Below are 11,858 nucleotides of genomic sequence, written 5' to 3' on the forward strand. Positions count from 1 at the left end.
TCCGCCACCCACCCGGTTCGCCGGTGAACGGCCGGACCCGATTGCCGAATCGCCGCCGCGACCGGCCGGTGGTCGCTAGCATGTGACCGGTCGGTTTCGAGCTCGGCGAACTGCGCACAGGTCGATATAGCCAGGTCTTCGCCGCGCTCTAGAGTGGTGGCAAATAGCAGGCAATACTCGAGCAAGGCAGCTGAACAGCGTATGGCGGAACAGCGGTGGCCCGTATCGCGCAGGAATTTCCTGCACGGCACGGTCGCAGCGGGGGTGGTAGCGGCGGGGGCCGTGACAGGAGTGCCCGCGAAGGCCGCTCCACCCGGACGCCGTGTCGCGGTGCTCGGCGGCGGTGTAGCCGGGTTGACGGCGGCGCACGAACTCGCCGAGCGCGGTTTCGAGGTGACGGTCTACGAGGCACGGGCACTCGGCGGCAAGGCGCGCAGCATCGCTGTTCCCGGCACCGGGCGCGACGGCCGCCCCGACCTGCCCGGTGAGCACGGCTTCCGTTTCTTCCCCGGCTTCTACCGGAACCTGCCCGACACGATGCGCCGAATCCCGGTGCGCGGCAATGCCGATGGAGTGTGGAACAACCTGATCGCCGTGCCCGAGGCGCGGTTCTCCCGGCGCGGCGGCGACGACATCTCGCTCGCCCTACCCGGCACTGGCCTGCCCGTGACCACCGCCGACGCGGTCCGCGAAACGCTCACCGCGACGATCACCACCACCTCGAAAATGCCCGCCGACGAGGCCGCCTATTTCGCCAACCGGCTGCTGGTGTTCAACAGCAGCTGCCAGGCCCGCCGATTCGGGCAGTGGGAGCACACCTCGTGGCGTGATTTCGTGCAGGGGCACACGCGCTCGCGCGAGTTCCGCGCCATCGTGGCCCGCACGCTCACCAGCATCATGGTGGCCGCCAAGGAAGACCTGGCCAGCACGAGAACCATCGGCAGCATGGGTGAGCAGTTCCTCGGCAACCCGTTGGGCATCGGCAACGACGGCGGGCTCGACCGGGTGCTCAACAATGCGACCAATACCGCCTGGATCGACCCGTGGGTGGCGCATCTGCGCGAGCTGGGTGTGCGTTTCGAGCTGAACGCGCGAGTGGAAGAGCTCGTCGTGCGCGATCGGCGCATCGCCGCGGCGCGGGTGGCGGGGGTCGGCGAGGTCGATGCCGACTACTTCGTTGTCGCGCTGCCCGTCGAACACGCACGGACCCTGTGGTCGGCCGAGGTGCTGGAGCTGGCGCCGCAGTACGCGGCGATGGACCGGCTGCACGTCGACTGGATGAACGGCATACAGATCTATTTCCGCGCGCCGCTGCGCATTTCGCGTGGTCACGCGGCGTACGTGGATTCGCCGTGGTCGCTCACCTCGATCAGCCAGAACCAGTTGTGGACACGCAAGCTGCCCACCTTCGGCGACGGTTCGGTGGCCGACTGCCTGTCGGTCGACATCTCCGATTGGCACACCCCCGGCACCCTCTACGGCAAACCGGCCACCGAGTGCACGCACGAGGAGATCTTCCGCGAGGTGTGCGCGCAGCTGAGCGAACACCTCAACGATCGCGAACAGCTGTTGCGCCCCGCCGAGGTGCATTCGTGGTTCCTCGACCCGGGAATCTCCTGGCAGGGCGGCCGCAATGCCAATGCCGACCCGCTGCTCATCAACACCGCCGGCTCCTGGGACCACCGCCCCGAACCGCACGGTCCCATCGAAAATCTGTTCCTCGCAGGCGATTACGTCCGCACCGATGTGGACCTGGCGACGATGGAGGGCGCCAACGAGTCCGCCCGCGCGGCGGTGAACGCCCTGCTCGACGTGGCCGGTTCGGCGGCGCCGCGCTGCGAGGTGTTCCACCTGCGCCGCACCCCCGGCCTCGAACCGCTGCGCGTGATCGACGCCGACCGCTACGCCAAGGGCCTGCCCAACCTGTTCGACGTGCCCCTGTGAACGCGACTGGACGCAGCTCACACCGCTCCCGAAAGTCAGCCGTAACACCGCGCACATAGACTCGCGTCGTGGCAGACATCTCGGTGCGTGGGCGCCTGGCCTTGCGAGCGGCGGCGGCAGCGTCGTGGGCTTCGCAGAAGGCGGGCCGCGGCAAGGGTTCGATGATCGGCGGCCTGATCGCGCTGAAAATCGATCCGACGATCATGACTCAGCTGGGTCGCGACCGCCGGACGGTGCTCATCACCGGCACCAACGGCAAATCGACGACAACCAGGATGACGACCGCCGCGCTCGGCAGCCTCGGTCAGGTCGCCACCCAGGCCGACGGCGCCAATATGGACGCCGGCATCGTCGCGGCGCTCAGCCAGCACCCCGGGGTGGCGCTCGCCGCGATCGAGGTCGACGAGTTGCATCTGCCGCACGTGTGCGACGCGCTCGACCCCGCCGCCGTCGTGCTGCTGAACCTCAGCCGCGACCAGCTGGACCGGGTCGGCGAGATCAACATGATCGAACGCAAACTGCGCGCCGGGCTGCAACGTCATCCCGATGCCGTGGTGATCGCCAACTGCGACGACGTGCTCGTCGCGTCGATCGCCTACGACCATCCCAATGTGGTGTGGGTCGCCGCGGGCAGCGGCTGGGCCGTCGACGCGACCAGTTGCCCGCGCAGCGGTGAACCCATCGTCTGGGAGGGTGAGAACTGGCGTTCCACCGGCACCGATTTCCATCGCCCGCAACCGGATTGGTGGCTCGACGGCGAACAGCTGTGCGGTCCCGACGGTTTCCGTGCGCCCCTGCACCTGGCCCTGCCCGGCCGGGCCAACCGCGGCAACGCGGCCCAGGCCGTTGCCGCTGCCGTCGCGCTCGGCGCCGACGCGACCAAGGCCACCGATGCCACCGGCACCGTGCGTGAGATCGCCGGCCGCTACCGCACCGTCACCGTCGGCGAACACGACGCGCGGCTGCTGCTCGCCAAGAACCCGGCGGGCTGGCAGGAGGCGCTGTCGATGATCGAGCCGTCCTCGGCCGGGCTGGTGATCGCCGTGAACGGGCAGGTGCCCGACGGCGAGGATCTGTCGTGGCTGTGGGATGTGCGGTTCGAGCACTTCGAAGGGGTGCAGGTGGTCGCCGCCGGTGAGCGGGCCACCGACCTGGCCGTCCGCCTGACCTATGCCGGTGTGGAGCACACGCTGGTGCCCGATCCGGTGCGCGCCATCGCGTCGTGCCCCGCCGGGCATGTCGAGGTGCTGGCCAACTACACCGCGTTCCGCGATCTGAATCGTGATCTGGAGGCCAGGGCATGATCGGTCAGCGCCCGGAGGAGGCAGCTTGCGTAACCACGCAGGGCGCCCGAGCATGCCGAGAGGAAACAGCATGAGCGAGTCCACTGTGCGTATCGGGCTGGTGCTGCCCGATGTGATGGGTACCTACGGCGACGGCGGCAACGCGCTCGTACTGCGTCAGCGGTTGCGGATGCGCGGGTACGACGCCGAGATCGTGGAGATCACCCTCGCCGACCCGGTCCCCGATTCGTTCGACATCTACACCCTCGGTGGTGCGGAGGATTCCGCCCAGCGCCTGGCGACCCGTCACCTCCAGCGCTACCCCGGCCTGCAGCAGGCAGCCGCCAAAGGTGCTCCCGTACTCGCCATTTGCGCCGCCATTCAGGTGCTCGGCAACTGGTACGAGACGTCGGCGGGCGAAAAGGTCGACGGCGTGAGCCTTTTCGACGTCACCACCTCACCTCAGGACACCCGCGCCATCGGCGAGGTGACAACCACGCCTCTGCTCGACGGCCTCTCCGCTCCGCTCACCGGATTCGAAAACCATCGCGGCGGAACAACTCTCGGCCCCGACGCGAAACCCCTCGCCCGCGTCACCCGCGGTGTCGGCAACGGCGTCGGCGACAGCACCGAAGGCGTCGTCCAGGGCTCGGTCCTCGGCACCTACCTGCACGGCCCCGCCCTGGCCCGCAACCCCGAACTCGCCGACTACCTCATCGCCCGAGCCCTCGGCATCTCCCCCACCGACCTCACCCCCCTCGACCTCCCGGTAGTTGACCGCCTCCGCCGCGAACGCCTCCGCGCCTGAATCAACACCGCAGCGCGGACACCTCGTACTGCACTACCGTCAGCCGACCGGGGCGACGTCTACGGAGACGTCGATGGTCGAGGTGGCGGCTTCGGTGTAGATGATTCCGCGGAGGGGGGCCACGTCTTGGTAGTCGCGGCCCCAGGCGAGGGTGGTGTAGCGGTCGTCGGGGAGTTGGTTGTTGGTGGGGTCGAAGGGCAGCCAGGTGGTGGGGGTGGGGAGCCAGACGGCGGTCCAGGCGTGGGTGGCGTCGGCGCCGATCATGCGTTCGCGGCCGGGGGGTGGCTCGGTGGCCAGGTAGCCCGAGACGTAGCGGGCGGCCAGGCCGTGAGAGCGTAGGCAGGCGGCGGCGAGGCGGGCGAAGTCCTGGCAGACGCCTTCGCGGGCGGAGAAGACGTCGGCGACGCTGGTACTCACCGTTGTCGAGCCGGTGCGGTAGTGGAAGTCGTGGTGGATGCGGGCGTTGAGTTCGGTAATCGCGTCCAGGAGTGGGCGGCCCGGGGTGAAGCTCTGCGCGGCATAGGCTTTGACGTCGGGCGTGATTTCGGGTGGGGTCAGGTCGAGGGTGAATTCGACGGCGAGGGGGCCGGTGTTCGCGGTCGGACGGGCCTGTTCCCAGGGGAGATCGGCGTCCGGCGGCGGGGGTTGATCGACTTCGACGAGCGATTCGGCGGTCACCACGAGCTGGCGGTGTTCCTGTGTCACATGGAAATACGTGGTCGCGTTGCCGTAGACGTCAGGGCCTGCCGATCGGTCCGATGGGCCGGGATCGATGTGGATGTCGTGGGCGAGCAACCGCTGGCCGGGAAACTCGCGCGGCGTGAGGTAGGCGCGTCCGTAGGAGCTGCTCACCTCACCGGAGTAGGCGTAGGTGGTGCGGTGCAGCACGCGGTAGGTGCTCATCCGACAGTCCTCGTGATGCCCCACAACGGTTGGAAACCCTGCGGGACAGTGAGTTTGGTTGTCTCGAAGGATTCGGACAGCTTGCGCAACCGCAGGTGCACCCCTTCCAGGAGTTCCACCAGCTCGGTGCGCACACCGTCGTCGGCCTGCTCGAGATCGGCTGGATCCACCCGGCGCACCATGCGTTGCGCGTCGGCGAGCAGTCGTTGTGACCGAGACGTCCCGGAACTGCCCGGCAGCGCCTGGAACCCGGCTTCGAGCCGGTCGAGTTGGTACACCAGCGAGCGGGGGTTGGCCGCGTCGAACAGCAGCAGTCCCGCCAGCGCGGCGATCTGCGGTGCCCCGCGATGCCTGCGCCGGTACATCACCGCCGACTCCGTGGCGGCGAGCACCGCGTCGAATAGCACCTGCTCCGCTTCCGATGAATGTTCCCGCGCGAGAGTCGATTCGAGCAGCGACACCAGCCCGAGACCACGCTCGATCCGCTTGCCGATCTCCATCACCTGCCAACCCGTGTCGCGCACAAGGGATTCCGCCCCGATCCCCGACAGCGCGAGCAGACCCGCGAGCGTCGACGAATGCACCGCCGACATCGCCGTCTCGCCCTCCGCGCCGCGGAACTCGGCCAGCGCCCGATCCACGGCACCGAGAATCATCCAGGTATCCCCCGAAACCTGGTCGCGCACAGCCCTGGCCGCCGCCCCGTAGTGCTCGATCGCATACGCCAACGATCCCGCCCACTGCCGGTCCCCGGTCAATGCCGCCAGATACCCGAACCCCTCCGCCGACGCGCCGACCACGCGCCCACCCGCATCCGGCAAGCGCACACCGACTCCATCGGCAGCTGCCCCGGCCTCCGAGTTCTCACCGGCCGCCGCCTCCCGCGAGTCCGCACCATCGGCGGACGCCTCAGCCGATGGCTCGGCGGACCCGTCTACCTCCGCGAGCACGGGGTGGTCGGTGCCCGTTGTCGTTGCCAATGCCCGGAGCAGAACCGGCAGGGCCGCACCGCCTTCCATCCACGGGCGGTAGCGATAGTCCTGGTAGACATCGTGGGTCGCGGCGAGCAGCCGGACCACCGATTCGGCTCGTTCGCCGTAGCGACCCATCCAGAACAGGTCGTTGAGGACGCGCGGGGAACTCACCGCCTCCACCACCGGCGCAGAGCGGCGCGTGCGGTCCTCGTGCGGGAGATCGGCGGCGGCGGGTGCGGCAGCCGGGGCCGCCCGCACCCAGACATCCTTGGCCGCCACCTTGATCGCGACGTGCCCCGGTTCGCGCCGCAACCACTGCTGACCGAGACCACCGGCCATCGCCGTGTACCCACCGCGCCGCGCCAGCGAGAACAACCGCATCCCCACCGGGGCGGGCGCCAGCCCCGACCGCTCCTGCACCGACGGCGCGACGGAGAATTCGGCGGGTTCCTGACCCACCCACCGCCACGTCTCGGCCTCGATCCGTGCCGCGAGTTCCGCGCGTTCGGCGGCGGCGAGATTCGGCCCGAAGATGGTCGTCCCGTCGACGGCCGAACGAATCACCAGTTCACCGACATGTGAAACCAGATGGGCGCGTTCAGTTTCCACCTCGCCCCAGTACGACTGCACACCGTCGAGCAGCAGCTCCTCACCGAGTACCGTGCGCGCGATCCGTGGCAGGCAGACGCTCAACGCGGGTGATTCGAGCAACCCGCTACCGAGGGTGTTGACCACCGTCACCGCTCCGCGCCGCAACACCTCGACCAACCCCACCACCCCGAGCCGCGAATCGGGACGCAGGTCGAGCGGATCGGCGAACTCCGCGTCGACGCGTCGCAACACCACATCGACCCGTTCGAGACTGCCGAGCGACCGCATCCACAGCGCACCGTCGCGCACGACCAGATCCGCGCTCTCCACCAGGGGGAAACCGAGGGTCTGCGCCAGATAGGCCTGATCGAAGGCGGTTTCGGACTGCGCGCCCGGACTCAGCACGACCACAACGGGTTCCGCGCCGTCGGCCGATTCGGGGGCCGCCTCGGCGAGCATCAACCGCATCGCCCGTGCGAACGGACTCAGCGGACGCGGCCCGGCGTGTTCGAACGACTCCGGAATCGCCGAGGCGACAACGCGGCGGTCGGCCAGCGCGTACCCCGCCCCCGACGGCGCCTGCGCCCAGTCGGCGAGCACCCGGAAGTCACCGTCACCGAACCGGCTGATGTCGCAGCCGTGCAGGAACAGCTGATGCGTGCCGGGCACGGTGATGCCGTGCGCGGCGCGCACATACCCGGCGCTGCCGAAAACCACCTGCGGCGGCAGTACACCGGAGGTGAGCAGCCTGCGCGGCCCGTACACATCGGTGAGCACCTCGTCGAGCACGCGGGAACGCTGCACGAGACCCGCTTCCAGGCGAGTCCAGTCGTCGGCGGAGACCAGCAGCGGGATGGGATCGAGCCGCCACGGTCGAGCACTACCGTCGGGGCCGGTGTAGGTGACGCCGTCATCCTCGATCCGCCTGCGCACCCGGTGATCGATATCGGCCAATCCGGCCACACCGTGCTCGGCGAAGGCCGCCGACAGTTCGGCCCACATCGGGCGAACCCGGTCCTGGCCGTCGACCAGTTCGTCGTAGTAGCCGTGGGTCGGTCCGCCGCATTCGTCGAACGGCGCGTCGGCCCGGCTCGCGGACCGGTACCGGGCGAACTGCTCGGCCACCTGCGCCCGCACGCCCGGCGCGAGTCGCGCCTCATCGAGCTCGGTCACGGGCCCTCCGTATCGTCGCCGGTCGACACCACGCACATCGGCCCCGATTCTCCCCCGCCGCCGCCCCGCGCGGAGTGTTCCCGCCCTCGGTGAGTTCTGTCCGAGCACCTACGTAGGGTTGACCAGGTGAGCTACGACCACATCCTTCTGCCGTCGGGCGCGGCCTCCTCCCTCGACGAGGTCGACGCCTATCTGACCGCGCAGGAAGGTCTGCCCGAGACCGACGCCATCGCCGAGATCGCGGCCGAACTCAACGCCCGCGACAGCGCGCTGCCCGAGGAGGACGGCTTCCTCAGCAGTCCCGTCAGCGGCCCGACCGGCGACACCCTGTTCGTCCCGTCGCCGTACGACGCGATCGGCTTCGTCCGCAATCTGCTGTTCGAGCTGGCCACCCCGCGCGGCTACGCCGTCTACGACCCGCAGCTGTCGTGGCTGATCGACCCCGACGGGCACATCCCGATCGCGGTCACCCACGGCGGCGCGGGCGAATTCCCTTACCTCACCGAGGAATTGGCCCACCGCTGGGTAGCGGACCTGGCCGCGCCGAACCCGTACCTGATCGTCGAACGCGGCGAACAGAGCTACATCCAGACCTACCGCGACCCCGACGGCACCTACACCCTCGAATACCGGGACGGCTCGGCCGACCGGCACTTCGGGACGAAACTCGGCGACGATGCCGAGGTCGCCCGCATCATCTGGGACTGGACCAACGGCAAACCCGTTGCCGACGAAGCGGACTGGGCCCGGGTCGAGCTCTAGAGCGCCCGTCGACCCGACAGCGCGCGACCGAGCGTCAGCTCGTCGGCGAACTCCAGGTCGCCACCCATCGGCAGACCCGACGCCAGCCGGGTCACCGTTAGTCCGGGGAAATCGCGCAGCATGCGCACCAGGTAGGTGGCGGTCGCCTCGCCCTCGGTGTTCGGGTCGGTCGCGATGATGACCTCGCTCACGTCGACACCGTCGTCCTGATTGCCGATGCGGGTCAACAGCTCCCGGATCCGCAACTGGTCGGGCCCGACGCCGCTGAGCGGATCGAGCGCACCACCGAGCACGTGGTAGCGACCACGGAACTCGCGGGTGCGCTCGATCGCCTGCACATCCTTGGGTTCCTCGACCACACAGATCATGGTGCGGTCGCGGCGGGGGTCGGCGCAGATCCGGCACAGCTCACCATCGGCGACGGTGCCGCACGACACGCAGAACTGCACGCCGTCGCGCACCTTCTGCAGCACGGCCTGCAACCGGTCGATCTCCGGCGGCTCCACCTGCAGCAGATGAAAAGCGATGCGCTGCGCGCTTTTCGGACCGACACCGGGCAGCTTGCCCAGCTCGTCGATCAGATCCTGTACCGGCCCCTCATACATCAGAAATCAGGCAGTCCGGGCATCGAACCGCCGAGGCCCTGCGACAGCGGGCCGAGCCGTTCGGCGGCCAACTGCTGCGCGTTGGCCATCGCGTCGTTGATCGCGCCGATCACCAGATCCTGCAGACCGTCGACATCGGACGGGTCCACGACCTTGGGGTCGATGGTGAGCGCGGTGATCTCGCCGCTCACTTTGATAGTCGCCTGCACGAGACCGCCACCGGCCTGACCCTGCACCTCCGATTCGGCGAGCTCGGCCTGGGCCTGCATCACGGCCTGCTGCATCTGCTGGGCCTGGGCAAGCAGCGCTTGCATGTCGAACTGACCATCACCGGGTTGCACGAAGGCTCCTGTGTTGTTGGCGGCTGGCGCCGCGGGTTTTCGGCCCCGTGAGCCGCGGCCGACGACCGGATGGTGCATCGGGTGGGGGCTCGGGCCTTGTCCACGTACCAGCCTAGTCGGGGTGCTCGGAGGGTGGTGCCTGGCCTTCGGCGTTGCGCCCGGCCTAGGATCGAGACAGGTCGGGCTACGGGTCAGCAACCCTAGGAGATCGGATGAATGCCATGCGTGCTCGTCTGGTGACCACATCGGCTCTGTGTGCGAGTCTGCTCGTTCTCACCCCGGTCGGCGCCGCCGCCGATCCACCCACACCCGTCGCCGATTACGGCGCCGGATGCGTGCTCGACCCCGGCAATCGTGCCGCGACCATCGACGCGCTGCGGTTCCGCTGCAGCGTCGGCCAACAGGACCAGATCTACCGCGACGCGAGCGCGGGCGCGGTGCCGATGGGCGTCACGAACGGCTGGGTGGTTCGTCCGGAACGGCTGGACGGCATCGCGCAGTCGGTGTGGATCGGCAAGGTGTTCCGCACCGGACCCGACGGCGGCACGCTCACGAACCGGGTCACCGGTGCCGGACTCGAGGCCTTCCCGGCCGACGTCTACCGGGCACCCTCGATCCTCGACGCCGCCCCGGCCTGGGCCCTGAACTACCCCTCGCCGGTCTACGACGAGATCCGAGAGGTGACGCCCGGCGTCTGGCTCGGCTATTCCTGGTGGCGCGGCGGCGGCCTGATCGCGGCATTCGTGCTGGCCCCGGCCTGATCGTTGACCTTCCCGCTACTGGAGGGTGTTGGCTTGTCTGCATGACAGCCACCGTGACGATCGGCGAGTTCGCCCGCCTCACGCTTCTGAGCGTCAAGACGCTGCGCTACTACCACGAGATCGAGTTGCTCGAGCCGGTCGCGGTGGCGCCCGGTTCCGGGTATCGCCGCTACTCCGTCGACCAGGTCGAGCAGGCGCACCTCATCCGCAGGCTGCGCGATCTGGCCATGCCGTTGCCACGGATCCGTGAGGTGCTCGCCGCCCCCGACCCGACCACGCGTGACGAGACTCTGCGCGCACACCTGAGTGCGATGGAAGCCGAACTGCAGCGCACCAGGGACGTGGTCACCTCGTTGCGCGCGCTGCTCACCGTGCCCGCGCCGATGCTGCGGGTGGAATACCGGATCGAGCCGGCGTGCACCGCGCTCACCCGCACCGATCGGGTCGCCCGCGACGCCATCGGCGAATGGTGCGGGCTCGCCTTCGAGCAGCTTTTCCAGACGGTCCTCACCGCGGGCGTGACACCGGGCGGAATCGCGGGCGCCACCTACTCGACCGAATTCTTCACCGACGAGTCGGGCGAGGTGAGCGCCTACCTGCCACTTCCCACGGGCACGAAACTCACCCCGCCACCCGGCCTCGAACTCACCGACATGCCCGCCAGCCGCTACGCCGTGGCCGTGCACACCGGCGCGTTCGACGACTTCGACCGCACCTACGGCGCCCTCGGCAGCTATGTCGCCGAACACGACGAAGCCCTGCCAGACGAACCGATCCGCGAGCGCTACCTCGTGGGACCGCAGCACACCGACAACCCGGCCGAATACCGCACCGAAGTGTGCTGGCCCATCACCGAAGGAGAAACCCGATGACCCTCGCCATCGCCAATGTCGTCGTCGACTGCCACAACGCGGCCGCCCTCGCCGAGTTCTACGCCCAGCTGCTCGACCTGCCCGTCGAACCGGCGGCCTCGCCGTTCTTCGCCGAGGTCGGCCGGTCGGCAGGCATGTCGCCGGTGCTGATGTTCATCCAGGTGCCCGACCGGACTCCGGGCAAGAACGCCGTGCACCTGGACTTCCACTCGACGCAGTGGGCCGATGCCCTCGAACGCGCGATCAGCCTGGGCGGCAAGCACATCGGCGACTTCGACCAGTACGGCGTGCAGTGGGTGACCGTTGCCGATCCCGAGGGCAACCTCTTCGACATCGGCAAATACTGACTCAGGCCAGTTCGCGCTTCAGGTTCTCCAGCAGCTCGGCCTGGATCTTCTTCAGGCCGAGCGGCGCGAAGATGCCCTCGAAGATGCCCGCGATGCCGCCCGCACCCTTCCAGGTGGTGCGCACGGTGACGCGTGAACCGGTGCCCTCGGGCGTGACGGTCCAGGTGTTGACCATGGTGGAGTTGGCGTCGCGCTCGGTGAGGATCGAGTCGGCGACCGTCACGCTCGCGCGCACATTGCGCACCCGCTTCTCGGTGGCCTGCAGGGTCCACTCCACCACGGTGCCCGCGCCCTTACCGCCCTCGATCACCTTGTAGTCGCGGTAGTGCGAGGAGAGGATGCGCGGACGAACCGTCTCGTAGTCGCCGATCGCCTCGAGGGTGCGCTGCGGATCCGCCGCTACGACGATCGAACTGCTGGCACTGACCTGACCCACCGTTGACTCCTGTGTTTTTTGGAGCGCTGGCGCGCTCGAGTTCGCGGCCCCACCGGTC

The 11,858-nt window shown here is 68.9% G+C and carries 12 protein-coding genes; 7 read left to right on the forward strand and 5 right to left on the reverse strand.

Annotated elements, in window-relative coordinates; all coding sequences use genetic code 11:
- Nucleotides 1–282 precede the first annotated feature (282 nt).
- The 3 genes from AB0F86_RS15635 to AB0F86_RS15645 all read left to right on the forward strand — a co-directional run bounded on the left by AB0F86_RS15635 (nucleotide 283) and on the right by AB0F86_RS15645 (nucleotide 4,035).
- Nucleotides 283–1,944 (forward strand): FAD-dependent oxidoreductase, encoded by a 1,662-nt coding sequence (locus AB0F86_RS15635; RefSeq protein ID WP_356984535.1) that lies wholly within the window; start codon nucleotides 283–285, stop codon nucleotides 1,942–1,944.
- A 68-nt stretch (nucleotides 1,945–2,012) separates the two neighbouring features.
- Nucleotides 2,013–3,248 (forward strand): MurT ligase domain-containing protein, encoded by a 1,236-nt coding sequence (locus AB0F86_RS15640; protein ID WP_356984537.1) that lies wholly within the window; start codon nucleotides 2,013–2,015, stop codon nucleotides 3,246–3,248.
- A gap of 70 nt (nucleotides 3,249–3,318) precedes the next feature.
- Entirely contained in the window at nucleotides 3,319–4,035 is a 717-nt protein-coding gene (locus AB0F86_RS15645; RefSeq protein ID WP_356984539.1) for a glutamine amidotransferase, read from the forward strand.
- A gap of 39 nt (nucleotides 4,036–4,074) precedes the next feature.
- On the opposite strand, the gene AB0F86_RS15650 is transcribed toward AB0F86_RS15645, so the two are convergent.
- On the reverse strand, nucleotides 4,075–4,938 hold the full coding sequence (locus tag AB0F86_RS15650) for a transglutaminase family protein (protein ID WP_356984540.1): 864 nt from the start codon (nucleotides 4,936–4,938) through the stop codon (nucleotides 4,075–4,077).
- Nucleotides 4,935–7,676, reverse strand: coding sequence for a circularly permuted type 2 ATP-grasp protein (locus tag AB0F86_RS15655; protein ID WP_356984541.1), 2,742 nt, complete (start codon nucleotides 7,674–7,676; stop codon nucleotides 4,935–4,937). The genes AB0F86_RS15650 and AB0F86_RS15655 overlap by 4 nt, the downstream gene beginning before the upstream one ends.
- A gap of 126 nt (nucleotides 7,677–7,802) precedes the next feature.
- Here AB0F86_RS15655 and AB0F86_RS15660 point away from each other — a divergent pair, with 126 nt between their 5' ends.
- Entirely contained in the window at nucleotides 7,803–8,438 is a 636-nt protein-coding gene (locus tag AB0F86_RS15660; protein ID WP_356984543.1) for a hypothetical protein, read from the forward strand.
- Here the strand turns inward: AB0F86_RS15660 and recR are convergent.
- Together recR and AB0F86_RS15670 are read right to left on the reverse strand one after the other, a co-directional pair.
- The gene (gene recR / locus AB0F86_RS15665; RefSeq protein ID WP_067640390.1) at nucleotides 8,435–9,043 is read right to left on the reverse strand and encodes a recombination mediator RecR; all 609 of its coding nucleotides are present in this window, start codon (nucleotides 9,041–9,043) and stop codon (nucleotides 8,435–8,437) included. The genes AB0F86_RS15660 and recR overlap by 4 nt on opposite strands.
- Nucleotides 9,043–9,384: a YbaB/EbfC family nucleoid-associated protein gene (locus tag AB0F86_RS15670; RefSeq protein WP_067640418.1), complete on the reverse strand. Its 342-nt coding sequence runs from the start codon at nucleotides 9,382–9,384 to the stop codon at nucleotides 9,043–9,045. Before AB0F86_RS15670 ends, recR begins: the two co-directional genes overlap by 1 nt.
- 212 nt (nucleotides 9,385–9,596) lie before the next feature.
- On the opposite strand from AB0F86_RS15670, the gene AB0F86_RS15675 reads away from it, so the two are divergent.
- The 3 genes from AB0F86_RS15675 to AB0F86_RS15685 are packed head-to-tail and all read left to right on the forward strand — an operon-like array spanning nucleotide 9,597 to nucleotide 11,364.
- Nucleotides 9,597–10,145 carry a hypothetical protein gene (locus AB0F86_RS15675; RefSeq protein ID WP_356984544.1) on the forward strand — a complete coding sequence of 183 codons (549 nt, stop codon included), beginning with the start codon at nucleotides 9,597–9,599 and terminating at the stop codon, nucleotides 10,143–10,145.
- Between the two features lie 41 nt (nucleotides 10,146–10,186).
- The gene (locus tag AB0F86_RS15680; protein WP_356984546.1) at nucleotides 10,187–11,017 is read left to right on the forward strand and encodes a MerR family transcriptional regulator; all 831 of its coding nucleotides are present in this window, start codon (nucleotides 10,187–10,189) and stop codon (nucleotides 11,015–11,017) included.
- Complete coding sequence (locus tag AB0F86_RS15685; protein ID WP_356984548.1) at nucleotides 11,014–11,364, forward strand: VOC family protein; 351 nt, start codon at nucleotides 11,014–11,016, stop codon at nucleotides 11,362–11,364. The genes AB0F86_RS15680 and AB0F86_RS15685 overlap by 4 nt, the downstream gene beginning before the upstream one ends.
- A 1-nt stretch (nucleotide 11,365) precedes the next feature.
- Here the strand turns inward: AB0F86_RS15685 and AB0F86_RS15690 are convergent, their stop codons facing one another.
- Entirely contained in the window at nucleotides 11,366–11,800 is a 435-nt protein-coding gene (locus AB0F86_RS15690; protein ID WP_225281211.1) for an SRPBCC family protein, read from the reverse strand.
- Nucleotides 11,801–11,858: the final 58 nt, after the last annotated feature.

The sequence above is a fragment of the Nocardia sp. NPDC023733 genome, assembly GCF_040639775.1.
GTDB lineage: Bacteria > Actinomycetota > Actinomycetes > Mycobacteriales > Mycobacteriaceae > Nocardia > Nocardia rosealba.

What these genes read in the sequence shown, in the direction of transcription:
- AB0F86_RS15645 (WP_356984539.1), top strand. Translation starts at nt 3,319, where the DNA reads ATGAGCGAGTCCACTGTGCGTATCGGGCTGGTGCTGCCCGATGTGATG.
- AB0F86_RS15650 (WP_356984540.1), bottom strand. Translation starts at nt 4,938, where the DNA reads ATGAGCACCTACCGCGTGCTGCACCGCACCACCTACGCCTACTCCGGT.
- recR (WP_067640390.1), bottom strand. Translation starts at nt 9,043, where the DNA reads ATGTATGAGGGGCCGGTACAGGATCTGATCGACGAGCTGGGCAAGCTG.
- AB0F86_RS15675 (WP_356984544.1), top strand. Translation starts at nt 9,597, where the DNA reads ATGAATGCCATGCGTGCTCGTCTGGTGACCACATCGGCTCTGTGTGCG.
- AB0F86_RS15680 (WP_356984546.1), top strand. Translation starts at nt 10,187, where the DNA reads ATGACAGCCACCGTGACGATCGGCGAGTTCGCCCGCCTCACGCTTCTG.
- AB0F86_RS15685 (WP_356984548.1), top strand. Translation starts at nt 11,014, where the DNA reads ATGACCCTCGCCATCGCCAATGTCGTCGTCGACTGCCACAACGCGGCC.